This is a genomic window from Mycobacterium sp. NGS11, from assembly GCF_059813315.1.
Map to the genome: position 1 here is coordinate 23,428 of NZ_JCALEJ010000033.1, position 25,607 is coordinate 49,034.

Genomic DNA, 25,607 nt, shown 5'->3' on the forward strand with positions numbered 1-25,607 from the left:
GATGCCCGGATACCCACCCGACCGCATCAGCGGTCCGCGACTGCTGCTCCGCCCGCCCGCGCTCGACGACGCGGGGGCGCTGTTCCAGCGGGTCGCCCGCGATCCGCAGGTCACCAAGTACCTGCTGTGGGCGCCGCATCCCGACGTCGCCGCGACGCGGCGCGTGATCACCGAAAAACTCAACGCCAGCGCGGACGAGAAGACCTGGGTCATCGAGTCGCGGCACCGTGGCGAGGTGATCGGGCTGGCCAGCTGTCGGCGCACCGCGCCGCACTCGGTCGAAGTCGGCTACTGCCTGGGCCGACGCTGGTGGGGCAAGGGATTGATGTCCGAGGCGCTCGGCATGCTGCTCACCGCGCTCGACGCCGATCGCGAGGTGTATCGCGTCTGGGCCACGTGCAGCGTGGACAACGAAAGCTCGGCGCGACTGCTCGAGCACGCCGGCTTCTTCCTGGAGGGGCGGCTGGCCCGGCACGCGGTCTACCCCACGATGGGGCCAGAGCCCCAGGACAGCCTGCTCTACGCCAAGATTCTGCGTTGATCAGGCTTTCTCCGCCGGGCCCTCCTCGTCGAACGCCCGGCGGGCGTAGGCGCGCACGTCGGCGTCGCCGTCCTTGAGCGCAAGCCCCAAGGCGTCCCGAGCGGCGGGCTCACCGGCCCACCGGGTCAGGGACAGCACCCCGGCCTTGCGCACGTCCAGATGGGCGTCACCCAGCGCCTCGGACAGCTGCGCAATTGCGAAGTCGGCAGGCGCGCCGGCCAGCGCGCGCGCCGCGCCCTCGCGCACCTGCCAGGCCGGCGACCGCAACGCCTGCTTGATCGCGACGTAATCGTCTGCGCTGCAACCTAATTGGCCCAGCGCGGTCAGCGCGGCGGCGCGAACCAGTGGGTCGGAGTCGGCAACGAGCCGGCGCACCGCATCGACACCATTGCGCAGGGTCGCGAGCCCGGCGGCCGCCGCGATGCGCACTTCCCGGTTCTCGTCGCCCGCGGCGGTGACGACACCGTCCACGTCGTCGACGGACACCAGCGCCCGCACCGCCTCGATGCGGACCCGATGATCGACGTCGCCCAGGGCGCGACGGTATTGCACGGCGTCACCGGCCCGGCGCGCGGCCAGCACGTACAACGACGCCGCGCGCACCAGCCGATCGACCGAGTCCAGGTACTCCCGAACGCTTTCCGGCTCCGGCAGCACCTCGACCAGCTCGCGGATGCCCTCGGCGCTCGTGAGGCGGACGGCGGCGTCGTCGTCGTTCAGCGCGGCCACCAGCGCCGGCGCGTAACCGTCGGGAATGTGCTCGGTCAGCGTCGACACGGCGGTGCGGCGCACCCCCGGATCCGCGTCGGCGAGGTAGGGCCGCAGGGTGGCCATCGTGGGCTCCTCGAGCGCCAGGACCTCGGCGATGCGCGGTGACGGGGGCTCGAATACCGTTGCGGCCGCTTCGATTCGGGACATCGTGGTGGCCGGCGCTTGGCCGCCGACCAATGGCGGCTGCTCCACGGGATACACGGTCTGGTCGGTGGGCGGCAGGCCGTCGAGCTCCGGGACCGACACGAAATACGGTGCCACCGGCCGCTTGAGGAACACCATCTCGCCGTCGGCGTCCTTGCGCAGATTGAGGTGATAGCCCCATTGGTGGTCGTCGCGGCCGGGCAGGTCGGCGCGATCGTGATAGAGGCCCCACCGTGATTCGGTGCGGGTGTGCGACGAACGGGCGGCCATCTCGGCACAGTCGCGGATGAACGACACCTCCACCGCGCGCATCAGCTCGTGCGGATTGCGGGCGCCCATCTCGGCGATCTCCGCGCGCATCCGCTCGAACGTGCGGATGGCCAGCGACAGCTTGGCCCCGGTCTTGGGCGGCGCGACGTAGTCGTTGACGAAGCGGCGCAGCTTGTATTCGACCTGGGGCTGCGGCGGGCCGTCCGGATGCCGCAACGGCCGGTAGATCAGCTCGTGCGCCTCGCGCACCTGTTCTGCCGGAAGTTGTTGCGGTGCAGCGGTATCGGCCAGCGTCGAGGCGGCGTGCGTGCCGGCCAGGTCGCCGAACACGAACGCGCCAATCATGTAGTTGTGCGGCACGCACGCCATGTCACCGGCCGCGTACAGCCCGGGCACCGTGGTGCGGGCGTGCTCGTCGACCCACACACCCGACGCGGAATGCCCGCTGCACAACCCGATTTCGGAGATGTGCATCTCGATGTCGTGGGTGCGGTAGTCGTGGCCGCGGTTGGCGTGGAAGGTGCCCCGGGTCGGCCGCTCGGTGGTGTGCAGGATGTTCTCCAGCGCGGTCAGCGTCTCGTCGGGCAGGTGCGACACCTTGAGATAGATGGGCCCGCGCGCCGAATCGATCTCGGTCTTGACCTCGGCCATCATCTGCCCCGACCAGTAGTCGGAGTCGACGAATCGCTCGCCGAGCGCGTTGACCTGGTAGCCGCCAAAGGGATTGGCGACGTACGCACACGCCGGGCCATTGTAGTCCTTGATCAGCGGGTTGACCTGGAAGCACTCGATGCCCGACAGTTCCGCACCCGCGTGGTAGGCCATCGAGTAGCCGTCGCCGGCGTTGGTGGGGTTCTCGTAGGTGCCGTACAGGTAGCCCGACGCGGGCAGGCCGAGCCGGCCGCAGGCGCCGGTGGCCAGGATGACCGCCTTGGCGCCGACCGTGACGAATTCACCGGTGCGCGTGTTCAGGGCCGCCGCGCCGACCGCCCGCCCGCCGTCGGTCAGCACCCGGACGGGCATCAGCCGGTTCTCGATCTGGATCTTCTCGCGCATCGACCGTTGCCGCAGCACCCGATACAGCGCCTTCTTGACGTCCTTGCCCTCGGGCATCGGCAGCACGTAGGAGCCCGAGCGGTGCACCCGGCGCACGGCGTATTCGCCGTGCTCGTTCTTCTCGAACTTCACGCCGTAGCGTTCCAGCCGCTGCACCATCGCAAACCCGCGGGTGGCGGTCTGATACACGGTGCGCTGGTTGACGATTCCGTCGTTGGCGCGGGTGATCTCGGCGACGTAGTCCTCGGGTTCGGCCTTGCCGGGGATCACCGCGTTGTTCACGCCGTCCATGCCCATCGCCAGCGCACCGGAGTGGCGCACGTGGGCCTTTTCCAGCAGCAGCACCTGCGCGCCGTTCTCGGCGGCCGACAGCGCCGCCATGGTGCCCGCGGTGCCCCCGCCGATGACCAGGACGTCACAGTCGAGCCGGACCGGGGTCGCCGGGTCGGGAATCTGCATCATGCCGCCTCCGCCGAGTGATTCAGTGCCGCAATGACTTCGGCGCGCAACGCCGCGCGCTGCCGCTCGACGCGCGGCTCCGGAACGTCGATCAGGGCGCGCAGCGGCTGACCGGCCCTGCCCAGCACGGCGATGCGATCGCCGAGCAGCAGCGCCTCGTCGACGTCGTGGGTGACGAAGACGATCGTCGTCGGATGGGCACGCCAGGTGTCGATCAGCAGCCGCTGCATGGCGGTACGGGTCTGGGTGTCCAGCGCGCCGAACGGCTCGTCCATCATCACCGCGCGCGGCGCGCCGGCCAGCCCGCGGGCCAGCTGGACGCGCTGGCGCATACCGCCCGACAGGCTCTTCGGCAGGTAGTCGCCGAAGCCGGTGAGGCCGAGCTCGGCGATCCAGCGGTCCGCCTCGGCGCGCCGCCCGGCGCGGGAAACGCCGCGCAGCCGCAGGGCCAGCTCGATGTTGGAGCGCACCGTGCGCCAGGGCAGCAACGCGTTGTCCTGGAACACCATGCCCCGATCCCCCGACGTGGTGGTCACCTCGTCACCGTCGGCGACGATCCGGCCCTCGTCGGGCCGCAGCAGCCCCGCCAGGGCGCGGAGCACCGTCGACTTGCCACAGCCCGAGGGGCCGGTGAGCACCAGGATCTCTCCGGGGCGCACCGTCAGGCTCAGCCCGTCGATCACCGGTTCGCCGGTGTAGGACAAGCGAACTCGATCCAGTTCGAGACTCACTCCAGCCTTTTTTAAAGTCATTGCCGGCCTTCCTCCTCCGCTCGCGGCAGCCAGCCGGTCACCCGGCGGCCCACGACCTCCACGGCCGCCGCGGTCGCGAAACCCAGCACGCCGATGGTGATGATCCCGACGAACACCTGCGGATACGCCAGCACGGTGTAGTCCTGCCAGGTGCGGTAACCGATCCCGAGCCGGCCCGAGATCATCTCCGCGGAGATCACGCAGATCCACGCCACGCCCATGCCGACCGAAAGGCCGCCGAACACACCGGGCAGGATGCCCGGCAACACCACCTGCTTCAGCACATCCCACCGGCCGCCGCCGAGGGTGCGCACCGAGTCCTCCCACAGCGTGGGCAACGCCCGCACCGCGTGCCGGGTACTGACCAGGATCGGGAAGTAGGCCGCCAGGAAGGTGATGAACACGATGCCGGCCTCGTCGGTCGGGAACAGCAGGATCGCCACCGGCACCATCGCGATGGCCGGCACGGGCCTGACCAACTCCGTCAGCGGGCCGAAGGTGTTGGCGAACAAGCGCGAACGGCCCAGCAGCACGCCCGTCGCTACCCCGACCACGGCGGCCAGTCCGAAGCCGGTGAGAATCCGGATCAGCGACTGCGCCAGGTCAAGCCAGTACTCGGACGTTCCGAGCCGGCGTCCCAGCGCGTGCACGATCTCGGTGACGGTGGGCAGCGTGTCGAAGCGCAGCAGCAACCGCACCTTGCCGGCGGTGAGCGCCTGCCACAGCCCGATCGCGGCGGCGACCGAGGCGAGCCGCAGCAGCCGCCAGTGCCACGGTGAGCCGGCACGTCGCGGGGTGGCCGTCGCCGGGACCGGGTCGACGACTTGCGCCGATACCGGGGCTGCCGGGTCGCCGGTGAGATAGGCGGTCATACCGAACCTCCAAGGGCCTGCTGGTAATTCACGATGGCGCCGCCCGGGTGTGCGGCGAGATAGCGATGCGCGCCGGCCGGCGTCCCGAACGGCAGGTAGTTCTGGCCGTCTTGCACCCAGACCGCCTTATCGGCGAACCATCGGGTGCCCAGCTCGGCGTCGGGAACGTAGGCTGCACGGACTTTGGTGCCGTGGGCGGTCGCCTCGCGCACCGCGCGAAGCAGACTCGTCGGGTTGGCGACCGTCTGGGTGGCATTCGAACCGTCCAGCCACAGTTCGCTGGCCAGGGCGGGATCCCCGCGCAGCGCGGACGGGTTGGCGGTGACGGCCCGGGCCGCGTCGTAGTTCAGGCCGCGCGCGCGGAACACGGTGCGCAACGGCGCGTCCTGGGCGAAGCCGGACACGTCGAGGTCGGCGAAGTCGCCGATCGACTTCAGGTACGGCACATCGTTTTTCAGCGCCTCGACCAGTGACGGTTTGAGCGTGGTGTCGAATGACGTACCGCCGGGACCGTTGTAGAGGTACACCACTTCCTGCGGCAGGCCACTGCCCTGGGCGACGATGCGGGCGGCTTCCAGCGGCTTGTCGTTGAGGAAGTCGGTGGCGTCCAGTTGCGCCTGCAGGAAGGCGCCCAGCACCTCCGGGTGAGACGCCGCGTACGAGCGCCGCACCACCACCCCGTGCAGGGTGGGCAGGTTCAGCTCGGCGCCGTCGTACAGCAGTTTGGCCTTGCCCTGAAAGACCAGCAGGCCCGGCCAGGCGACGAACTGCGAAAGGCCCTGCACCTGGCCGGATTCCAGCGCGGAGGCGCCCACCTGCGGTTGCTGGTTGAGCACTTCCACGCCTTTGATCCCGGCCCTGTCCAGCGCCCGCATCAAGGTGCCGTGACCGGCCGACCCCACACTCGCCGAGACCTTGGAGCCGGCCAGGTCGCTCAGCGTGGCCGCCGACGAACCGGGCGCTACCACCACCATGTTCAGCGCGCCCTTGGGGTTGTAGCCGGTGATGGAGACGATCTCGGTTTTCGCCAGCGGGTTGGCCTGCGTCTTGGAGCCGTTGATCAGCATGGGATAGTCGCCCATCGAGCCGATGTCGATCTTCTCGGCGAGCATCTGCGCGGTGATGGGGGCGCCGGTGTCGTAATCCTGCCATCGCACCGCGTATTTGGTGCCGGTGCGGGTGGTGGTGTCGGCGAGCCGGCGCTCCAGGTAGCCCTGCGCGCGAAGCAGCGTGCCCGCGGTGACGGTGTTGATGGTCTTGGACTGATAGCCCACCACCACGTTGACCACGCCGGAGGACTGCGACAGGGATTCCAGTGAGCAACCGGAGGTGAGCGCGGCGATCGCGAACACCGCCGACGCCAGCCGGATGGCGCGTCGTTCCATGAAAGATCCTGGGGTTGGAGGCTTTTCAGCGAAGGAGATAGGGCATGTTGACGGTGACGGCGCCGGTGGGACAGCGGGCCGCGCAGGGACCGCAGTACCAGCACTCGTCGACGTGCATGAAGGCCTTGCCGGTGTCGGGGTTGATGGCCAGCGCATCGAGCGGGCAGACCTCCACGCACAGCGTGCAGCCGTCGATACACAGCGACTCGTCGATGGTGACCGGCACGTCGGCGCGGTTGTTGTTGATCAGCGTCATGGGTTGCTCCTCATCGGCTCGGCTCTGAAAAGGTTGCCCCGCATGGTGATTCGATCGCCCCGCATCCGGATGTACTCCAGGTCCACGGGGGTGCCGTCGGCGAGGCTGGTGAGCCGCTCCAGCATCAGCAGCGCCGCACCGTCGGGCACCTGCAGCGTGGCCGCCGAATGCGCGTCGGCGGGAATGGCCTCGAGCGCCAGCGCCGCCGAGCCCAGCCGTTGCCCGCTCACCTCCTCGATGAGCGCGAACAGATCGTTCGTCTCCAGCGGGTGGTTCAGCACCTCGCGGCCCAGTTCTGGGGCGAGGTAGGTGAGGTCCAGGCTGAGCGGCAGGTCACCCAGGTAACGCAGCCGCTCGACGAACACCGCCTGCTCGCCCGGCCGAAGTCCCAGCCGGCGGGCCACCGACGGCGGCGCGGTGACCGGCATCGCGGCGCGCACCTCGTTGCGGACCTCGCCGAGATCCTTGAACGTCTCCTTCAGGCCCAGCAGCGCGTCGAGCCCGTGATCGTACTTGCGCTGCGCGACGTGCGTGCCGACCTTCGGTCCGCGATCGATCAGCCCCTCGTGCTTGAGGACGGCCAGCGCCTCGCGAATGGTGTTGCGCGACACCGAGAACTCGGCGGCCAGGTCCAGTTCCGCGGGCAGGCCCTGCGGGTAGGCGTCGGAGTGGATCTGCTGGCGCAGCACATCGGCGACCCGGCGGGCGCGGTCGGCCCTGGGTCCGCCAAGAGGTAATGGTTGCGCCACGGGGGCCACGCTAATGCAGCTCAGGGCCGCTTTTCGGGTCGCCGATGAGGGCCCGCCCCGGTGGCGGGGCGCATTGCGCCGGGGCGCCTTCGGGCGCGACCAGCCAAAACCGTCAACCGCCGCGCTATTGCGCCACCTGCGAGAACCCGCCGTCTTTGCGATCCTGATGAGCAGAACCTGAAGGAAGATGGCTTGCATGACTGACGTTTCGAAACACGCGCTGACCAAGGTGCCGGCGGTCACGCTGGGCTTTTGGGTCATCAAAGTCTTGGCGACGACGCTGGGCGAGACCGGCGGCGACACCGTCACGATGACGCTGAATTGGGGCTACGCCGCCGGGGTCGCGATTTTCGGCGTGGCGCTGGTGGCGCTGGTCGCGGCGCAGATACTCGCCAAGCGATTTCACGCCGTCCTCTACTGGGCGACGATCGTGGCCTCGACGACGTTCGGCACCGTGCTGGCCGATTTCGCGGACCGGTCGCTGGGCATCGGCTACACGGGCGGGTCGCTGCTGCTGCTCGCGTGCCTGGTGGCGACGCTGTGCCTCTGGCGATGGTCGCAGGGCACCGTATCGGTCAGCACCGTCTCGACGCCCAAAGTCGAGGCCTTCTACTGGGCGACCATCACGTTCTCGCAGACGCTGGGCACCGCGCTCGGCGATTGGCTGGCGGACACCCGCGATTTCGGGTACGAACGCGGCGCGCTGGTCTTCGCGGCCGGCCTGGCCGTGGTCGCGGCCCTGTACTTCTGGACGTCCATCTCGCGCGTCACCTTGTTCTGGGTGGCGTTCATCCTCACCAGGCCGCTGGGGGCGACGGTGGGCGACTTCATCGACAAGCCCGTCGCCGACGGCGGCCTGGCGTGGAGCCGCCCGTGGGCCTCGGCGGCGCTCGCGGCGCTCATCGCGGTGTTGCTCGTCGTCATCCCGCAGCGTCCCGGTCGCCATCCCGGTGAGCTCAAAGACGATGAGGCAGAACCTCATCCGGGCACCGACGTCGAGCAGCCAGACCAAATGCGCATTGACCGGCCGCCCGAATGAGGGTGCGCCCGACACTCGACGTAGCTTTGACACATGCGAGTCCTGCTCGTTGAGGATGAACCGCGGCTGTCCGCCACCGTGGCCAGGGGGCTCAAGGCGGAGGGGTTCGTCGTCGTTGCCGTCGGCAACGGCGTCGACGGCCTGCGGGAGGCCACCGAAAACGGGTTTGACGTAGTCGTTCTCGACATCATGCTGCCCGGGCTCAGCGGTTATGAGGTCCTGCGCCGGATGCGGTCGCACAACGTGTGGACACCGGTGCTCATGCTGACCGCCAAGGACGGTGAGTACGACGAAACCGACGCCTTCGACCTCGGGGCGGATGACTATCTGACGAAGCCGTTCTCATTCCGCGTGCTGGTGGCGCGGCTGCGGGCGCTGGTTCGTCGCGGTGCACCGGCGCGGCCGGTGGTCATGAAAGCGGGGACGCTGACCCTGGATCCCGCCCGACACACGGTCGAGCGGGGCTCGACCCCCATCGCGCTGACTCCGCGCGAATACGGGGTGCTCGAGTTCCTGATGCGCAACAAGGACGTGGTGGTGACCAAAGCCGAGATATTGCAGAACGTCTGGGACGCGCATCACCACGGCCCCGACAACGTGGTCGAGGTCTACGTGGGATATCTGCGTCGCAAGATCGATGTTCCTTTCGGTACCAACACCATCGAGACGATCCGGGGCGTCGGTTACCGACTGGTGTGCTGAGACACGGGCAGCGTCACAATCATTGTTGTTCCGCCGCAGGGCGGGTCGTCGATGGTGACCACGCCGTTGTGGGCGGCGACGATCTCGGCGACGATCGCCAGGCCCAGCCCGGCCCCTCCCCCGCTACGCGCTCGATCGGAATCCAGGCGCACGAAACGTTCGAACACCCGGCGCCGATCGGCTGGGGCGATTCCGGGCCCGTCATCGCTGACGGTGAGGGTCACCGTTGCGCCTTGGCCGCCGACTTCGATGGCGGCACACGAATCCGCATGACGGACAGCGTTTTCGATGAGGTTGCGGATCATCCGCGACATGGCGACCGGGTCGGCTTCCAGGCGCACCGGATGGATATCGGTGTGGATCACGCATTGCGTGTCACGCCGCGCGCGGTCGACTTCGGCCTGCGCCAGGTCGTCGAGCGCCACCTGCTCTTTGCGCCGGAGCAGCGTCTGCTCGTCGGCCCGGGCCAGCAGCAGCAGATCTTCGATCAGGGTATGCATGCGCCGCGCCTCGGGCAGCAAGGTGTTGACCGTCAATTCGGCGTCGAGTAGATCGGGGTGCGCCTCGGCCACTTCCAGCCCGGAGATGATGGTGGTCAGCGGGCTGCGCAGTTCGTGAGAGGCGTCGCCGACAAAGCGCTGCTGCGCACGGTGACCCGCCTCCAGGCGCGAGAGCATCTCGTTCATCGTGACTGCCAGGGCCGCGACTTCGTCGTGGCTGTCCGGCACCGGTACCCGCTCGGCCAGATCGGACGTCGAGATGTCGGCCACCCTGGTCCGGATGGCGTCCACCGACTGCAGCGACCGTCGCACCAGCCAGTAGGTTGCCGCCGCCGCCACCCCGACGATCACCGGTGCGCTGCAGGCCAACAGGATCGCCAGCGTCCGCGCGGTCGCCTCGACCGCCTCGCTGCCTCCCCCCACCAGCACGGTGTACACACCGGATCGGGTTGCGACCTTTTGGCCGCTGACCCGCATGTCGTCACCGGCGACCGCGTCGTCGGGCAGGCCGCGACGCAGGTTGAAGTCGAACTGATTCGCCGGGACCAGCGGTGTTTTCGGCGCCGAGCCGGACCGCTTCACCACGTTGCCATCCGGACCGACCAATTGGGTTGCGACCACCCGCTGGTCGGTGTGCAGCAACGCGTTGTCGAGGTCGTCGACCGAACCGGACTGCAGCGCCTTGGTGATGTCGCGGACCCGCTCGGCGGCGGCGTAGTCGACGCCCGCCAACAGCTTGCGGTACAAGACCGCGTCCAAGCCGGCGCCTGCCGCGCTGAGCGCACACAGTACGACGATCGCCGACACGGCCGCCGACCGGGCCGAAATGCCCAGGTGCGCCAGGTGCCACGAACGCGCTCGCCCGCTTCGCCGGGACGGCGAGGCACCGGATATCCGCACGTCGTTAATTCTGCAGTCCCGCCGCCCGGGGCGAAAACGTCGAGTTCAGCGCGTTCTCAGCGGCCTCTCAGCGGCCGCGTCCTACGCTGACGTGGTCATGCCTGGTATTGCACGCCCTGTGCGTCGTAACGATCGTGTGATCGCCCGACTACTGGTCGGCGCGGCGGTAGTGGTCGGCTGCGGTGCCCTGGGCGCCGCCCCGGCCGGTGCCGACCCCAGCCCCTTCAACACCCTCAGTTCGAGCTGCAACCAGACCGCTGCTGGGGGCAGGGACGCGCTCCTGCAGGGGATTCGGCGAGGTATCGCCGACTGGTCGATGGGCGCAACGCACACCTCTGCCCGCACCACGTGCGGCGTGAGCCCGGCACCGACGACCGGTTGATCGCTCAGCTGTCCGCGACCGACGGCATGGCGGGGACACCGTTGGCGCGTGCCCCGTTGGTTGCCGACGCGTCGGCGGGCAGCTCGAACGCAGCGGTCACCGAACCCACCGCCGCCATCGCCGCGTTGCGTTGTGCCTCCATGCGCGCCAGCGCCGTCTCGGTGAAGACCGACAACCCGAGATCCGGGTTGTATCCGTGGATTTCCTTGACGTCGAGCTGGGCCAGGAAGTAGACGATCTCCTTGGACACCACCTGCCCGGGGACCAGCACCGGGAAGCCCGGCGGGTAGGGCACCACGAACGTGGTCGACACCAGGGTCTTGCCCTCGGCGAGCCGTCTGCCCGCGCTGCCGATCTGCACGTACTCGCGGTCCGTCTCTTCGTATCCGGCGTAGAACGCCGACCGCATGTCGCCGAATTTGCACTCATCGACCGGCCGGAACGCCACGTCGAACTCGCTGAAATCGGGCAGATGTGGCAGATCCTCGGTGATCTCCTCGACATGACGCTCCTGCAACGCCCGGTCGGCGACGCTGGCCGCCTTCACGATGCGATCCAAATCGATTGCCACCCTACGTAATACGTCGAGCAGGTAGTGCACGCTCGACCAGGTGACACCGATCGTGAAGATGAGCAGCACGCTGTTGATCGAGGTCTTGTTGATCTGGATGCCGAATCGTTCCATCAGCACCTTTTCGCGGAAGTCGAATCCGGTCATTCCGGTGTTGCCGATGAACAGCGTGACGCGCGTCGGGTCGAGCACGAACTGATCGGAGCGCCAGGCCTCGTTCCACTCGGCCAGGGCGCCCTGCCTGATCGACGCGGTCGAGCTGACCGTGGAGGCACGAAACTCCTCGGGTACCAGGTCGGACTCGTCGAGGATGCTGAACCACTTGCTGATCAACCGGTCTTTGCGCACCCGGTGGCGGAAGACCAACGCCATGTCGTAGACCTGGCGGACCAGCTGGAAGCCCTCCATGTCGACCTGCCGGCGCGCCAGGTCCAGCGAGGCGAGCAGTTGCTGGTTCGGTGAGGTCGAGGTGTGGGTCAGGAAGGCCTCACCGAAGGCGTCGCGGGCCCGGGAGTTGAAGTCCTGGTCGCGGACATGAACCATCGAAGCCTGCCGAAACGCAGACAGGGACTTGTGGGTGGAGTGCGTCGCGTACACGCGGACCCGCGCGCGACCGGGGTCGGGAAGCAGCCGCCGCTCAACCCACTCCGACCGGTCCACCCCTTCCATCGACGTACGCCAATCCCTATATTCCGCAACGTATTCCGGCGATGCCAGCATCTGCTCGAGACGCTCGGCGGCTATCATCGCGGTTCGCTGCCGGGCCCACGGCACGGCCGTGGCGAACGCGTACCACGCCTCGTCCCAGAGGAAACAGATGTCGGGCTTGATCGCCAGCACTTCCAGCATGACCTGCATGGGGTTGTAGACGACACCGTCGAAGGTGCAGTTGGTCAGCAGCAGCATCCGGACCCGGTGCAGCTGACCGGCCGCCTCCAGGTCCAGCAGCGTCTGCTTGACGGTGCGCAGCGACACCGCGCCGTAGATCGCGAACTGCGGCAGCGGATACGCGTCCAGATACAGCGGATAGGCGCCGGCCAGCACCAGCCCGTAGTGGTGGGACTTGTGGCAGTTGCGGTCGATCAGCACGATGTCGCCGGGTCGCGTCAGCGACTGCACCACGATCTTGTTGGCGGTCGATGTGCCGTTGGTGACGAAATAGGTGTGGTCGGCGTTCCACGTCTTCGCGGCCTTGTCCATCGCCTTTTTGATGTTGCCGTGCGGGTCCAGCAGCGAGTCGAGTCCACCGGAGGTGGTGGAGGTTTCGGCCATGAAGATGTTGCGGCCGTAGAACTCCCCCATGTCCTGCAGCGACCTGGAGTTGAAGATGCTGGCGCCGCGCGCGACGGGCAGGGCGTGGAATTGGCCGACCGGCGCCGCGGCGTACGCCCGCAGTGCATCGAAAAACGGTGTGGCGTAACGGTTTCGCAGTCCCGCGAGCACCGTGCTGTGCAGGTCGGTGACGTCGTTGAGCCGGTAGAACGTCCGGTCGTAGACGTCGGGCTCGGCGTCGTCGCCGGCCGCGATCGACTCGTCGGTCAGCAGATACAGGTCGATGTGGGGCCGCAGCTCCCTGATCCACTCGCCGCACTCCACCCAATCGTTGGCGCGGTCCGGAATGACGCCTTCCGCATCCTCGTTGGGCCCGAGCAATGTGTTCATCAAGGGCAACCGGTCGCGGGACCGAAGCGGCAGGTCGTCGCGGATGATCGCGGCCTGAATCTCACCGTTCAGCGCGACCGCGGTGATGGCGTCCTCGACGCTCGGCACCACCAGGATTTCGAACTGCACGTCGTCGGACGGGCTGCGCAGCGCGCGCAAGCACTCGGCCAGGCTGTCCGGCGCCGTGCTCGGGGCGTCGTCGGCGAGCAGCACGGTGTAGAAGTGCTGCTGCATGGCCTGAGCGACCAGCTCCTGATCGTCCAGCGGCGCCGAAGTGTCGAAAAGCCCTGCGCGGTCGCCGTATTCACTGAGCAATCGCACGGCCAGGGAAACCTCTTCGGTGAGCCGCACGGTGGACAGGCTCTCCAGGTGAGCGCGGAAGACCGCCAGGTTGGCCGCACCGGGGTACAGCCAGTACCGCTCGTAGGCGGCGATGCGGTCCATCAGACGTTTGACCCGCGCCACGTCGTGGGCCTTGTCCAGCCCGGCGAGGTCCACCTCGGCGAGGTGACGGCAGGCGTCGTCGAGCAGGTTCCAGGTGTCCACCCTGGCGTAGGACGGGTTGGCCACGGCCGCCAGCGCGGACACTCGAAGTCGTCGCGGCTGGGTGCTGTATCGAATCATGACCTCACCTGTTCTTCGTTCGCCGCCGCTGACGTGCCGCTCGTATTGTCAACCCGCCGCGTCACGCCCGTGGTCATTTCACCGCAGCTCGATCAATCCGCCCCGTCGTCGCTTTCCACGTCACCCTCTATTAAGCGCCGCCGCCCCCGGGCGCCGTCCGTCCACCGCAGCATCGGCAGCTCCCAGCGCCGGGCCGGCAGCTCGGTGACATCGGTGAGGGACCTGACCACGGCCTGCGTCAGTCCCATGATCGCGGCCATCACCGGCAGCAGCGGCTGCAGCGGCTTGGCCGCCGAGCGCACCGTGCTGATGCGGCGGGCGACGACCACCCGTTCGACGCAGTGGTACAGCCAGGCGCCCACGCCGAGCGCGTAGATCGAGAGCACCGAGGCGACGATGGTCAGCCCGTAAGCGGCGCAGATCACCGCACCCATGACCACCGTCGCGGCCAGGACGGCCGCCACGAGCAGGCGCAGCTCCAACCGGGTCATGGCTGCGGCCCGTGCTCCTCCGCTGTCATGTCGGAACCCACCGCGCCCCGAACCGCCCGGGCGGCGGCCCTGATCTGCGGCGTCACCAGCATGACCTGGCCCAGGACGCCGTTGACGAAGCCCGGCGAGTCGTCGGTGGACAGCTCCTTGGCCAGCTGGACGGCCTCGTCGACGGCGACCGGCTCCGGCACGTCGTCGGCATACAGCAACTCCCAGACCGCGACTCGCAGGATGGCGCGGTCCACGGCGGGCAGCCGGTCCAGCGTCCAGCCCTGCAGATGCGAGCTGATCAGGTCGTCGATGTGCGCGGCGTGTTCGCCGACGCCCCGGGCCGCCACGGCGGTGTACGGCTGCAGGGGCGCGATTTCGGGGTTCGTTTCGGCCAGCCCGGTGCGGACGTCGACGACCTCCGCCGGGCTCAGCCCACGGGCCTCGGCTTCGAACAACAGGTCGACGGCACGTTTACGGGCCTGATGGCGTCCCCTGACGGGTCTGCTCACGCGTTGACGCGCCCCAGGTAGCTGCCGTCGCGCGTGTCGACCTTCAGCTTGTCTCCGGTGTTGATGAACAGCGGCACCTGGATCTCGGCCCCGGTCTCCACGGTGGCGGGCTTGGTCCCGGCGCTGGACCGGTCGCCCTGCAGGCCCGGCTCCGTGTGCGTGACCTCCATCTCGACCGACACGGGCAGCTCGATGTACAACGGCGCCCCGTTGTGGAACGCCACCTGCACCGGCAGGCCCTCGAGCAGGAAACGGGCCGCGTCGCCGACCAACGACTCGGGCAGCGGGTGCTGCTCGTAGTCCTGGCTGTCCATGAACACGAAGTCCGACCCGTCGCGGTAGAGGTAGGTGGTGTCGCGCCGGTCGACGGTGGCGGTCTCCACCTTGACGCCAGCGTTGTACGTCTTGTCGACGACCTTCCCGGAGAGCACGTTCTTCAGCTTGGTCCGCACGAAGGCGGGGCCCTTGCCGGGTTTGACGTGCTGGAACTCGACGATCTGCCACAGCTGGCCGTCGATCACCAGCACGAGTCCGTTCTTGAAATCGGCAGTGCTTGCCACGGTTCGGTATATCTCCTCGGACTTTGGACAGCCGTCTGCGGAACTGTCTGTGACTTGTCGATCAGTTTAGAGCGCGTGGCGGCGGCGCCTGCCGGGCCGGGGTCGGGCGGTGACGCGCGAAACCCTGTACGGGCTACGCCAAGACGGTCAGCTCTTTGGGGAACTTGGTCAGCAATTCGGGCGGCTTGCCGTGAGCCTCGTCGGGCACCACGAGGGTGTCCTCGATGCGCACGCCGCCGCGGCCGGGCAGGTAGACGCCGGGTTCCACGGTCACCACCGATTCGGCCAGCAACGTGCCGGTCGACGTGGCGCCGATGCCGGGCGCTTCGTGAATCTCCAGGCCCACGCCGTGGCCGAGGCTGTGGCTGAACTGCTCGCCATAGCCGGCGTCGGCGATCACCTGGCGGGCCGCGCCGTCCACCTCGCGCAGGCCGGCGCCGGCGCGCAGCGCCTCCCGGCCGGCCCGCTGCGAATCCGCGACCAGCTGGTAGATCTCCAGCTGCCAGTCCGCGGCCTTGCCGAGCACGAAGGTGCGGGTCATGTCGGAGTGGTAGCCGCCCACCAGCGCACCGAAGTCGATCTTGACGAAGTCGCCGCCGGCCAGCACCGCGTCGGTGGGGCGGTGATGCGGGATCGCCGAATTCGGCCCGGCGGCCACGATGGTCTCGAACGAGATCGCGTCCGCGCCGTGGTCCAGCATCAGGGCCTCCAGCTCGCGGCTGACCTCGCGTTCCGTCCGGCCGGGCCGCAGGCCGCCACGCGCCACCAGATCCGTCAGTGCCGCGTCGGCCGCCTCGCAGGCCAGCCGCAGCAGCGCGACCTCGCCGGCGTCTTTGACCTCGCGCAGCGCTTCGACGGTCCCGGCCGCCTTGACCAACTCGGTGGCCGACTTCCGCTCGTCCAGCTCGCGGGTCAGGGCGTCGAATCCGTCGACGGTCACCACATTGCTTTCGAAGCCCAGCTTCCGCGCGCCCGCCTTCGCGGCCTGTGCGGCCAGGTAGCGTCCCAGCACCCGTTCGATCGCGACCTCGAGGTCCGGTGCCTGCTCGGCGGCCTGGGTCCGGTACCGCCCATCGGTGGCCAGCACGGGGCCGCGATCGTCGGCGAACACCAGCAACGCGCCGTTGGATCCGGTAAAACCGGAGAGATAACGGACGTTCACCAGGTCCGTGACCAGCAGCGCATCCAATCCGCTGGCCTCGAGTCGCGCTCTGAGCCTTTCCCGACGCTGTGAATGTGTCACGGGTCTTGACGGTACTCGCTACGCTTTTGGGCCATGAGTAACTGGATGCTGCGCGGATTGGTCTACGCCGCGGCGATGGTCGTGGTCCGATTGTTCCAGGGTGCGCTGATCAACGCGTGGCAGACGCAGGCGACGCTGTTCAGCGTGGCGCTGCTGCTCGTGTTCATCATCGGCGTGGTCATCTGGGGGATTCGCGACGGCCGGGCCGACGCCATCGCCAACCCCGACCCCGATCGCCGCGGCGACCTGGCGATGACCTGGCTGCTGGCCGGCCTGGTGGCCGGCGTGCTCAGCGGAGCCGTCACCTGGCTGATCGCCACCTTCTACAGCGGCCTGTACACCGGGGGGCTGCTCAACGAGTTGACGACGTTCGCGGCCTTCACCGCGCTGATTGTCTTCGTGCCCGGGATCATCGGCGTGACCATCGGGCGCTGGCGGGTCGACCGCAATCCCCCGGCGCGCCGGCCCGGCGCTGACGAGGACCGAGCCGATACCGACGTGTTCTCCGCGGTGCGCGCCGACGACGCGCCCACCGGCGAGATTCCCGCGCAGGGCTCCGATGCCCACACTGAGGCGCGCACCGCATCGGTCGCCACGGCCGAGCGCGACGCGCCCACCGACAAGGTGTCCACCACCGAATCGCCGACCGAAACGATCCCCAAGGCCGGAGACGACCCGAAGACCGAGGTGATCCGCACCCGCGGCGGCGACGAGCACACCAGGCCCGGCACCGAACACGACAAGGGCTAGCTGTCGGCGCCGGGCTTCCCGGCCAGATAGCGCAGGGCGAGCAGATAGCCCTGCACCCCCAGCCCGACGATCACGCCGGTCGCGACGGGGCTGAGGTAGGAGTGTCGCCGAAATTCCTCGCGCGCATGGACATTGGAGATGTGCACCTCGATCAGGGGGGCGCTCAACTCCGCGCACGCGTCGCGCAGCGCCACCGAGGTGTGGGTGAGCCCGCCGGCGTTGAGGATCACCGGTTCGGCCGCGTCGGCCGCCGCATGGATCCAGTCCAGCAGTTCCGCTTCGTTATCACTCTGTCGCACAACGGCTTTGAGGCCGAGCGCGTCGGCCTCCCGTTCGATCAGCGCGGCCAGCTGATCGTGCGTCGTGTCGCCGTACACGTCCGGCTCGCGCACGCCCAGCCGGCCCAGGTTCGGGCCGTTGATGACGTTCACCGTCGTGGTCACGAAGCCTCCTCCGCGAGTCCGGCATAGGCCGCCGCCAGCAGCGACGGGTCGGGGCCGGCCATCCGGCCCGGCTTGCCCAGGCCGTCGAGGACCACGAACCGCAGCACCCCGGCCCGCGACTTCTTGTCTCCCGCCATGTATTCCAGCAACTGCGGCAACGCGTCGGCGTCGTAGCTGACCGGCAGGCCGAGCGCGGACAGGATGGTGCGGTGCCGCTGCGCGGTGGCGTCGTCGAGGCGGCCGGCCAGCCGGGCCAGCTCGGCGGCGAAAACCAATCCCACCGACACCGCCGCGCCGTGCCGCCACCGGTAGCGCTCGCGACGCTCGATCGCGTGCCCCAATGTGTGTCCGTAGTTGAGGATTTCGCGCAGCTCCGACTCTTTCTCGTCGGCGGCCACCACCTCCGCCTTGACGGCGATCGCGCGGCGGATCAGCTCCGCCAGCACGTCACCCGCCGGGTCGACCGCGGCCTGCGGATCGGCCTCGATGAGGTCGAGGATCACCGGATCGGCGATGAATCCCGCCTTGACGATTTCGGCCATCCCCGCGACGAGTTCGTTGGCCGGCAACGTCTGCAGCGTCGCCAGGTCGACCAGTACGGCGTGTGGCTGATGGAACGACCCGACCAGGTTCTTACCCGCGTCGGTGTTGATCCCGGTCTTGCCACCGATGGCCGCGTCGACCATGCCGAGCAGCGTGGTCGGCACGTGCACGATGTCGACGCCGCGCAGCCAGGTGGCCGCCGCGAAGCCGGCGACGTCGGTGGCCGCTCCGCCCCCGAGGCTGACCAAAGCGTCTTTGCGTCCAATACCGATGCGGCCCAAGACTTCCCACAAGAAGCCCACCACCGGCAGGTCCTTGCCCTCCTCGGCGTCCGGGATTTCGATGCGGTGCGCGTCAACACCCTTGTCCGCCAACCGGCTTCGGATCACCTCGGCGGTCTCGGTCAGCACCGGTTGATGCACGATGGCCACCTTGTGCCGGCCGACGAGAAGTTCGTCCAACTCGCCCAGCAAGCCGGTGCCGATGATCACCGGGTAGGGCGGGTCGACGGCAACCTCGATGGTGACCGGATCCCCGGGCTCAGTCACGTGCGCCGCTCCTCCTCATCGCTGCGCTCTGCATCGTCGCCGGCGCTGTCATGTGGCGGCCCCGGCGGGGGCCTGCAACCGCGAGACGATGTAGCGGACCACCGCGCCGGGGTTACGCCGGTTGGTGTCGACACGGATGGTCGCCGCTCGCCGGTACAGGGGGCTGCGCTCGGCCAGCAGGGCGCGGTACTTGTCGGCGCGATCCGGTCCGGCCAGCAGCGGGCGCACGGTGTTGCCGCCGGTGCGCCGCACGCCCTCGGTGGCGCTGATCTCCAGATAGATGACGGTGTGGCCGGCGAGCGCGGCACGCACCCCCGGGCTGGTGACCGCGCCGCCCCCGAGCGACACCACGCCGTGGTGGTCGGCCAGCGCCGCACGCACCACGCCCTCCTCGATCCGGCGGAATTCCGGCTCGCCGTCGGTGGCGAAGATGTCGGCGATGCGACGCCCGGTCTGCTGCTCGATGGCCACATCGGTGTCGAGGAAATCGACGCCGAGCGCCTTGGCCAGCCGCCGGCCGATGGTGGACTTGCCCGATCCGGGCAGACCCACCAGGACCGCTTTCGGCGCCACTACGCGGTACCCCGGGCCGCCGGTGATTCCCGCTCCGCGACCGCGCGTCGGTAGGCCTCGACGTTGCGCCGGGTTTCGGCCAGCGAATCGCCGCCGAACTTCTGCAGGGTCGCCCGGGCCAGCACCAGCGCCACCATGGCCTCGACCACGACGCCGGCGGCGGGCACCGCGCACACGTCCGAGCGCTGGTGGATGGCGACGGCCTCGTCGCCGGTCGCCATGTCGACGGTGGCCAGCGCCCGCGGCACCGTGGAGATGGGCTTCATCGCGGCGCGCACCCGCAGCGGCTGGCCGTTGGTCATGCCGCCTTCCAGGCCGCCCGCACGGTTGGTCGAGCGGACCACCCCGTCGGGGCCGGGGTACATCTCGTCGTGGGCCCGGCTGCCGCGGCGGCGCGCCGTCTCGAAACCGTCGCCGATCTCGACGCCCTTGATCGCCTGGATGCCCATGACGGCGGCGGCGAGCTGGCTGTCGAGGCGGTTGTCGCCGCTGGTGAACGAGCCGAGCCCGACGGGCAGGCCCAGCACCACCACCTCGACCACCCCGCCGAGCGTGTCGCCGTCCTTCTTGGCGGCTTCGATCTCGGCGATCATCGCCTCCTCGGCCGCCTTATCGAAGGCGCGCACCGGGCTGGCGTCGATCGCGGACAGGTCGCCCGGGCCCGGCGGCGGGCCCTGGTAGGGCGCCGACGGGCCGATCGCGATCACGTGCGAGAGCACCTCGACGCCGAGCGCCTGACGCAGGAACGAACGCGCGATGGTGGCCGCCGCGACGCGGGCCGCGGTCTCGCGCGCGCTCGCCCGCTCCAGCACCGGCCGGGCGTCCTCGAAGCCGTACTTGAGCATGCCCGCGTAGTCGGCGTGGCCGGGCCGCGGCCGGGTGAGCGGCGCATTGCGCGCGCTGTCCGCCAGCTCCCCCGGGTCGACCGGGTCGGCGGCCATCACGGTCTCCCACTTCGGCCATTCGGTATTGCCGATCTCGACGGCGATCGGCCCGCCCAGTGTGACGCCGTGACGCACCCCGGCCAGCACGCTCACCGCGTCCCGCTCGAAAGCCATCCGGGCGCCGCGGCCGTAACCGAGGCGGCGCCGGGCCAGCTGTTCGGCAATGTCGAGGGAGGTGATCTCCACACCGGCGACCATGCCTTCGAGCACGGCAACCAGCGCGCGGCCATGCGACTCCCCAGCAGTGATCCAACGCAACACGGGTCCCATTGTCCCATGGGCACCTGCGCTGACTTAAATCCGCGCGCTGCGTCAGAAGAAACTGCTCTGGGGCAGGTCCGCGCCGTTGACGGCGATATCGCCGAGCACCCGCGCCTTGTAGACGGTCGGGTTGTGCGAGAACAACGTCCGCAGGTTGCGCCAGTGCCGATCCAGCAACGCCGACGCCTGGACGGCCGACGCGCCGCCGGCGTCGAAGATGCGCGAGGCGGCCCGCAGCGCGGGCTCCTGGATCGTGACCTTGACGCGCGCGGCCGCGATCGACGACCTGGTTTCGAGATCGGGATCGATCCCCGTGCTGCGCGCCGCCTCCAGCGCGGGCGCGAGTTCGGCCGCCGCGCTGCGCACCAAGGCCTGCGCGGCGTAGGCCACCGCGTCGATCTCGCCGACGATCTGCAGCAGCTGCGGATCCGAGCTGGGCTCCTCGACACTGGCGAACGTGTAGGTGCGTCGCCGGCCACGCACCAGCGCCGCGGCGTCTTCGGTCAGCGCCCGCAGGATGCCGGCGGCGATCGCGTGCAGGTAGAGCTGCATCAGTGCGCCCCGGGCGCGGTTCACCCCGATCATGTCGGCCATCGGGAACACTTCGTCGGGCGCAACCGCGACGTCGTTGAATACCGTTGTGCCGCTGCCTGTTTGGCGCTGGCCGATGCCGTCCCAGTCGTCGAGGTGCTCGACACCGGCCCGGTCCACCGGGATCACCACGGCGGTTGGGGCGTTGTCGTCGTCCTGCGCGGTGATGCGCAGGTAATCGGAGAACTGCGCGCCGGTGCTGTAGAACTTCCGGCCGCGCAGCCGCAGCCCGTCCGAGGTCGACACCAACCGGGTGTCACGCTCGTTGCCTCCGATCGACTTCTGGCTTTTTTCGGCGTTGGCGCCGCCGATCAGCCCACCCTCGGCGACCACCGCGATCCACCGGTCGCTGCCCAGCGGCCGCGGCGCGACCTGTAATTCCTCCACCAGCGCGTAGTGAATCCGCAGGATGTGTGCCAGGTCGGGATCGGCCGCGGCGAGCGCGATGAGGTGGTCGAAGAATTGGGCCGCCGAGTAGCCGGCGCCGCCGTGCTCGCGGGCCAACCGCACCGCGCCCCACCGATGGTCGCGGACGAGTTCGAGGCCGCGCAGGGGCGGCTGGGTCCCGCCGCAGGCCAACCGATGACGGTAATCGGCGGCGATTTCGGCGAGCACCCCGTCGATCCCCGCCGGATCCGCCGGCGTGTGGTCGTGGGATTCGACGGGCATGGGTGTCAAAGCCTCTCTGGGCGAATCGATGTCGTACGCGGGACGGCCAGCCCGGAAGGCTGTCAGGAGCGGACGTTACCGCCAACGGTTTGCTGCGTGCTGAATTTTCGCTCACCCGTCGACTTTCATCCGCGGTGATTCCGGCGATGACCATGGGATAAGCCGCGAAGCCGCGCCACGCGATCGCGGTCGTGTGCCACCATGATGGCTGGTGGGGCAATTTCTTTGGTACATACCGAATACCGTCGAGCCGGGCCATCGAGGCGATGACACGGTCGACGGCTGGGGAAGTCTGGACTATTCGGTCGACCTGGCGCTGCGCGCCGAGCAACACGGTTGGGAAGGCGCGCTGATCGGCACCGGCTGGGGGCGACCGGACACGTTCACCGTCGCGACAGCAATCGCCGCGCGCACCAACAACTTCGCCCCGCTGGTGGCGGTCCGCCCCGGGTACTGGCATCCCGCGCATTTCGCCAGCGCGGCGGCGACCCTGGATCGGCTCAACGACGGCCGGCTGTTGATCAACATCGTGAGCGGCGCCGACGACCTGGCCGCGTATGGCGACGCCGAAGTCGACAAAGCGCGCCGCTACGACCGCACCCGCGAATTCATGCGGCTGGTTCGCCGCTTGTGGAGCGAGGACGACGTCACCTTTCGCGGCGAGTTCTTCACCGTCGAACACTCGACGCTGCAGCCGCGCCCGCTCGGAGCGGCCGACGGCCGGTTCCCGAAGCTCTACTTCGGCGGGGCATCGGCGACCGCCGAGCAGGTCGCCGCGACCGACGCCGATGTCCAACTGTTCTGGGGCGAGTCACTGGACGGGATCGCCGAGCGCATCGACCGGCTGAAGTCGTTGTCCGACAAGCTCGGTCGCGAACACGCGCCGCTGGAATTCGGGCTTCGGGTGACCACGCTCGTGCGCGACACGTCCGAGCAGGCCTGGCGCGACGCCGAGGCGAAGGTCGCCAAGCTGGCCGGCACGCCGACCATGCTGCTGCTGCACGACCCGGCCGGGTCCGAGGGGCAGCGGCGGCTCAACGACCTCGCCGGGCGCGGCGAGGTGCTCGATTCCTGCCTGTACACGACGCCGAGCAAGTACGGCGGGGAGGGCGCCGGGACGACCTGGCTGGTCGGCTCGGCCGTCGAAGTCGCGGACGCGCTGCGCAACTACGCCGACCTCGGGGTCAGCCATTTCGTGCTGTCGGACACCCCGTACATGTCGGAGACGGTCAGGCTGGGCGATGAGTTGTTGCCGCTGCTGCGCTCCACCGCCGTGCCGAAGTGAGGGCGTCAACACAGCGCCAGCCCGATGCCCGCCGCGCTGGCCAGACACATCGACGGCCCGTGCGGCACCGACCTACCGGCGCCCCGCGCCATGGCGACCACCGCCAGCGCGGCGGTCAGCAGCGGCGCCCCCACCGCGGCCAGAAACCACACGCCGATCCCGAAGCAACCGGTCAGTGCGCCCAGACCGATGGCCAGCTTGACGTCGCCGGCGCCCATTCCGTCCGGCCCCACGCAGTGCACCACCAGGTAGACCGCGGTCAGCGCCACGGCTCCGGCCAGTGCCGCTAAGCCGCGCCCGGCCACCGTCGCGACGGCCGGCACCACCACGGCCCCGGTCAGCGTCAGCGCGTTGGGCAGGCGGCGTTGGCGAATGTCGTAGCGACTCAACGCCGCCAGCCAGGCCAGCACCACGAACGCCGCCGCAATCCGCATGCCCGGCAAACTAATCCGGTGCGGCCACCGCGCAAGTCATGGCCTCGCGCGGCGCGGGCAGCCCGGTGAACTGTTCCACCTGCGCGAAGGCCTGATGCAGCAGCATCTGCAGACCGCTGACCACCCGCCCGCCGGCGGCGCCGACCGCGGCGGCCAGCGGCGTGGGCCACGGATCGTAGACGACGTCCAGCAGCACACCGATGCGTGCGAAGGTGCCGGCGTAGCGTTCGGCCACCTCCGCGGGGATGGTGCTGACCAGCACCTCGGCGCCCGCCACCGCATCGGCCAGCCCGTCGCCGTCCAGGTCGCAGAACCGCGTCGGCACGCCCAGCTCGTTGCCCAGGTCCACCAGCCGGGCCGCCTTCTCGGCGTTGCGGGCCACCACGGTGATGCCGGCGACGCCCAGCTGGGCCAGGCCGGCCACGGCGGCCGGCGCGGTGCCCCCCGATCCACAGACGAGCGCCCATCCCGAGGCGCTGCCGAGGGCCCCGGCCACCCCGTCGATGTCGGTGTTGTCGGCCCGCCAGCCGGTCGGCGTGCGCACCAGGGTGTTGGCCGAGCCCACCCGCCGCGCCCGGTCGGTGCGCTCGTCGGCGAAGCGCAGGGCGGCGAACTTGCCGGGCATGGTCACCGACACCCCGGCCCATTCGGGGCCGAGGCCGCCGACCACGCCGGGCAGCTGCTCGGCGTCGCACTCGATGCGCTCGTAGGTCCAGTCGGTCAGGCCGAGCGCACGATAGGCGGCCAGGTGCAATTCCGGGGACTTCGAGTGGGCGATCGGCTTGCCGAGCACGGCCGCCCTGCGGGGGCCCGCGCTAGCGGGGCGTGCTGTCCAGGACACCGTTGCGCTTAGCCAGCTCGATGTTGGCCAGGTGTTGTTGGTAGTCGCGGGTGAACAGCGTCGTGCCCTGGCCGTCGATGGTGACGAAATACAGCCAGTCGCCGGGCTCCGGGTGCTCGGCGGCGCGCAGCGCGTCGGTGCCGGGCGAACAGATCGCGGTGGCCGGCAGGCCCTGCGACACGTAGGTGTTCCACGGCGTCTTCTGGGCCCGGTCGGCGTCGCTGGTGGCCACCTCGCGGCGGTCCAGCGGGTAGTTGACCGTCGAATCGAACTCCAGCGTGTGGTGGGCGTGCAGGCGGTTGTAGATGACCTGCGCGACCTTGGCGAAGTCCTGGGAGTTGGATTCCTGCTGCACCAGCGACGCCACCACCAGGATGTCGTAGGGCGACAGCCCCATCGCCTGGGCGGTGTCCACCAGCCCGGACTTCACGTACTCCTCGGCCCCCGCCCCGATCAGGGCGGCCAGGATCGCCTCCGGCGAAGCGGATGGGTCGATGTTGAAGGTGCCGGGCGCGATCAGGCCCTCGATCCGGCGGTGGTCCCTGCCGAGCTCGCCGACGGGTTCGGTGGCCCACGGCGGCACCGCCAACGCCAAGGGAGAGCTGTTGGTCGCGGCCGCGCGCAGGTCCTGCGCCTGGACGCAGCGGGTGTCACCGTCGAGGTCCACGCAGGTGGCTCGCGAGATCAGCGTCAGGATTCCGGGCGTCACCACGTTGGTCTTCATATCGGTGGTGTCGTCAAGCTGACGGCCTTCCGGGATGACCAGCCGGCCCACCCGGCTATTCGGGTCGGTCAACCGCGCGACGGCGTTGGCCGCCGGGATCTCGGTGCGCATCCGGTAGAAGCCGGGCTGAATCGAGTTGATGGCGCTGTTGCCGTGCGCGGCGTTGACGAACGCCCGCACCGTCTTGATGACGTGCTCTTTTTGCAGGGTCTCGCCGATGTTGGTGGTGGAGTCACCGGCCTGAATCTGAATCACCAGGTCCCGCTTGCCGCTACCGCTGTAGTCGTCGCCGAGCCCGAACAGCGCGTGCCACAGCTTGCCGCCCGCGAACACGCCGGCGACCACCACCACGACGAACACCGCGAGCGCGATCTTGACGACGAAGCGCCGCCGACGGCCCCGCTTGGCCTGGTTGCGGGCGACGCGGCTCGACCTGCGCGCCGACGGCGCGCCCACTGCCTCGGGCTCGGCTCGTTCCCGCCGTGCGCTGTCAACCATCGCTGAGCTCCCCCGCCACCGCGGCGCGGCGCTGATCCAGCCAGCTCTGCAGGATCGCCACCGCCGCCGCCTGA

General features: G+C 69.4%; 26 protein-coding genes and 1 pseudogene. 6 read left to right on the forward strand and 21 right to left on the reverse strand.

Going from position 1 to position 25,607, the window contains the following annotated elements; translation table 11 throughout:
- Nucleotide 1: 1 nt before the first annotated feature.
- Complete coding sequence (locus AC5Y4T_RS23955) at nt 2-541, forward strand: GNAT family N-acetyltransferase (RefSeq protein ID WP_499955784.1); 540 nt, start codon at nt 2-4, stop codon at nt 539-541.
- On the opposite strand, the gene AC5Y4T_RS23960 is transcribed toward AC5Y4T_RS23955, so the two are convergent.
- From AC5Y4T_RS23960 to AC5Y4T_RS23985, 6 genes are read right to left on the reverse strand one after another with little or no spacing between them, the layout of a single operon-like run.
- Nucleotides 542-3,244, reverse strand: coding sequence for a fumarate reductase/succinate dehydrogenase flavoprotein subunit (locus AC5Y4T_RS23960; RefSeq protein ID WP_499955786.1), 2,703 nt, complete (start codon nt 3,242-3,244; stop codon nt 542-544).
- A complete protein-coding gene (locus AC5Y4T_RS23965) occupies nt 3,241-3,993 on the reverse strand; it encodes an ABC transporter ATP-binding protein (protein ID WP_499955788.1) in 753 nt (250 codons plus the stop codon). The genes AC5Y4T_RS23960 and AC5Y4T_RS23965 overlap by 4 nt, the downstream gene beginning before the upstream one ends.
- Entirely contained in the window at nt 3,990-4,865 is an 876-nt protein-coding gene (locus AC5Y4T_RS23970) for an ABC transporter permease (protein ID WP_499955790.1), read from the reverse strand. Before AC5Y4T_RS23970 ends, AC5Y4T_RS23965 begins: the two co-directional genes overlap by 4 nt.
- Nucleotides 4,862-6,250, reverse strand: coding sequence for an ABC transporter substrate-binding protein (locus tag AC5Y4T_RS23975; RefSeq protein WP_499955792.1), 1,389 nt, complete (start codon nt 6,248-6,250; stop codon nt 4,862-4,864). Before AC5Y4T_RS23975 ends, AC5Y4T_RS23970 begins: the two co-directional genes overlap by 4 nt.
- A 25-nt stretch (nt 6,251-6,275) precedes the next feature.
- Entirely contained in the window at nt 6,276-6,506 is a 231-nt protein-coding gene (locus AC5Y4T_RS23980) for a 4Fe-4S dicluster domain-containing protein (protein WP_064885673.1), read from the reverse strand.
- A complete protein-coding gene (locus tag AC5Y4T_RS23985) occupies nt 6,503-7,264 on the reverse strand; it encodes a GntR family transcriptional regulator (protein ID WP_499919661.1) in 762 nt (253 codons plus the stop codon). Before AC5Y4T_RS23985 ends, AC5Y4T_RS23980 begins: the two co-directional genes overlap by 4 nt.
- A gap of 187 nt (nt 7,265-7,451) precedes the next feature.
- Between AC5Y4T_RS23985 and AC5Y4T_RS23990 the strand changes: the two genes are divergently transcribed.
- Together AC5Y4T_RS23990 and AC5Y4T_RS23995 are read left to right on the forward strand one after the other, a co-directional pair.
- Nucleotides 7,452-8,294, forward strand: a complete 843-nt coding sequence (locus AC5Y4T_RS23990; RefSeq protein ID WP_499955794.1) for a COG4705 family protein — start codon at nt 7,452-7,454, stop codon at nt 8,292-8,294.
- 33 nt (nt 8,295-8,327) lie between these two features.
- Nucleotides 8,328-8,996, forward strand: coding sequence for a response regulator transcription factor (locus AC5Y4T_RS23995; protein ID WP_499919653.1), 669 nt, complete (start codon nt 8,328-8,330; stop codon nt 8,994-8,996).
- Here AC5Y4T_RS23995 and AC5Y4T_RS24000 read toward each other — a convergent pair.
- Nucleotides 8,978-10,390, reverse strand: coding sequence for an ATP-binding protein (locus AC5Y4T_RS24000; RefSeq protein WP_499955806.1), 1,413 nt, complete (start codon nt 10,388-10,390; stop codon nt 8,978-8,980). The genes AC5Y4T_RS23995 and AC5Y4T_RS24000 overlap by 19 nt on opposite strands.
- A 124-nt stretch (nt 10,391-10,514) precedes the next feature.
- Between AC5Y4T_RS24000 and AC5Y4T_RS24005 the strand changes: the two genes are divergently transcribed.
- A complete protein-coding gene (locus AC5Y4T_RS24005) occupies nt 10,515-10,778 on the forward strand; it encodes a hypothetical protein (RefSeq protein ID WP_499955796.1) in 264 nt (87 codons plus the stop codon).
- 4 nt (nt 10,779-10,782) lie between these two features.
- On the opposite strand, the gene AC5Y4T_RS24010 is transcribed toward AC5Y4T_RS24005, so the two are convergent.
- From AC5Y4T_RS24010 to AC5Y4T_RS24030, 5 genes are all read right to left on the reverse strand, one after another.
- Nucleotides 10,783-13,635, reverse strand: a complete 2,853-nt coding sequence (locus AC5Y4T_RS24010) for an aminotransferase class I/II-fold pyridoxal phosphate-dependent enzyme (protein WP_499955798.1) — start codon at nt 13,633-13,635, stop codon at nt 10,783-10,785.
- 92 nt (nt 13,636-13,727) lie between these two features.
- Nucleotides 13,728-14,126, reverse strand: a complete 399-nt coding sequence (locus tag AC5Y4T_RS24015; protein ID WP_499919645.1) for an antitermination protein NusB — start codon at nt 14,124-14,126, stop codon at nt 13,728-13,730.
- The gene (nusB, locus tag AC5Y4T_RS24020) at nt 14,123-14,626 is read right to left on the reverse strand and encodes a transcription antitermination factor NusB (protein WP_499919644.1); all 504 of its coding nucleotides are present in this window, start codon (nt 14,624-14,626) and stop codon (nt 14,123-14,125) included. Before nusB ends, AC5Y4T_RS24015 begins: the two co-directional genes overlap by 4 nt.
- Nucleotides 14,623-15,186 carry an elongation factor P gene (gene efp / locus AC5Y4T_RS24025; protein ID WP_007171952.1) on the reverse strand — a complete coding sequence of 188 codons (564 nt, stop codon included), beginning with the start codon at nt 15,184-15,186 and terminating at the stop codon, nt 14,623-14,625. The genes nusB and efp overlap by 4 nt, the downstream gene beginning before the upstream one ends.
- Nucleotides 15,187-15,319: 133 nt before the next feature.
- On the reverse strand, nt 15,320-16,429 hold the full coding sequence (locus tag AC5Y4T_RS24030) for a M24 family metallopeptidase (RefSeq protein WP_499955800.1): 1,110 nt from the start codon (nt 16,427-16,429) through the stop codon (nt 15,320-15,322).
- A gap of 33 nt (nt 16,430-16,462) precedes the next feature.
- On the opposite strand from AC5Y4T_RS24030, the gene AC5Y4T_RS24035 reads away from it, so the two are divergent.
- Nucleotides 16,463-17,179: a B-4DMT family transporter gene (locus AC5Y4T_RS24035; protein WP_499955802.1), complete on the forward strand. Its 717-nt coding sequence runs from the start codon at nt 16,463-16,465 to the stop codon at nt 17,177-17,179.
- On the opposite strand, the gene aroQ is transcribed toward AC5Y4T_RS24035, so the two are convergent.
- From aroQ to AC5Y4T_RS24060, 5 genes are read right to left on the reverse strand one after another with little or no spacing between them, the layout of a single operon-like run.
- Nucleotides 17,176-17,622, reverse strand: coding sequence for a type II 3-dehydroquinate dehydratase (gene aroQ, locus AC5Y4T_RS24040; protein WP_499919638.1), 447 nt, complete (start codon nt 17,620-17,622; stop codon nt 17,176-17,178). The two genes, AC5Y4T_RS24035 and aroQ, sit on opposite strands and share 4 nt — an antisense overlap.
- Complete coding sequence (gene aroB / locus AC5Y4T_RS24045) at nt 17,619-18,713, reverse strand: 3-dehydroquinate synthase (RefSeq protein WP_499948928.1); 1,095 nt, start codon at nt 18,711-18,713, stop codon at nt 17,619-17,621. Before aroB ends, aroQ begins: the two co-directional genes overlap by 4 nt.
- 48 nt (nt 18,714-18,761) lie before the next feature.
- Nucleotides 18,762-19,286, reverse strand: coding sequence for a shikimate kinase (locus AC5Y4T_RS24050; protein WP_499948930.1), 525 nt, complete (start codon nt 19,284-19,286; stop codon nt 18,762-18,764).
- A complete protein-coding gene (gene aroC, locus AC5Y4T_RS24055) occupies nt 19,286-20,491 on the reverse strand; it encodes a chorismate synthase (RefSeq protein ID WP_499948932.1) in 1,206 nt (401 codons plus the stop codon). Before aroC ends, AC5Y4T_RS24050 begins: the two co-directional genes overlap by 1 nt.
- A gap of 51 nt (nt 20,492-20,542) precedes the next feature.
- On the reverse strand, nt 20,543-21,751 hold the full coding sequence (locus AC5Y4T_RS24060; RefSeq protein ID WP_499955804.1) for an acyl-CoA dehydrogenase family protein: 1,209 nt from the start codon (nt 21,749-21,751) through the stop codon (nt 20,543-20,545).
- 211 nt (nt 21,752-21,962) lie between these two features.
- Between AC5Y4T_RS24060 and AC5Y4T_RS24065 the strand changes: the two genes are divergently transcribed.
- Complete coding sequence (locus tag AC5Y4T_RS24065; protein ID WP_499948936.1) at nt 21,963-23,036, forward strand: LLM class flavin-dependent oxidoreductase; 1,074 nt, start codon at nt 21,963-21,965, stop codon at nt 23,034-23,036.
- A 5-nt stretch (nt 23,037-23,041) separates the two neighbouring features.
- Here the strand turns inward: AC5Y4T_RS24065 and AC5Y4T_RS24070 are convergent, their stop codons facing one another.
- The 4 genes and pseudogenes from AC5Y4T_RS24070 to AC5Y4T_RS24085 form a co-directional block, all read right to left on the reverse strand.
- Nucleotides 23,042-23,470 (reverse strand): prepilin peptidase, encoded by a 429-nt coding sequence (locus AC5Y4T_RS24070; protein WP_499948937.1) that lies wholly within the window; start codon nt 23,468-23,470, stop codon nt 23,042-23,044.
- A 10-nt stretch (nt 23,471-23,480) separates the two neighbouring features.
- Nucleotides 23,481-24,311 (reverse strand): shikimate dehydrogenase, encoded by an 831-nt coding sequence (locus AC5Y4T_RS24075; protein WP_499948939.1) that lies wholly within the window; start codon nt 24,309-24,311, stop codon nt 23,481-23,483.
- A complete protein-coding gene (mltG, locus tag AC5Y4T_RS24080; protein ID WP_499948940.1) occupies nt 24,286-25,533 on the reverse strand; it encodes an endolytic transglycosylase MltG in 1,248 nt (415 codons plus the stop codon). Before mltG ends, AC5Y4T_RS24075 begins: the two co-directional genes overlap by 26 nt.
- Nucleotides 25,526-25,607, reverse strand: a pseudogene (locus AC5Y4T_RS24085) (Holliday junction resolvase RuvX); the annotation flags it as partial. The gene mltG and the pseudogene AC5Y4T_RS24085, both read right to left, overlap by 8 nt.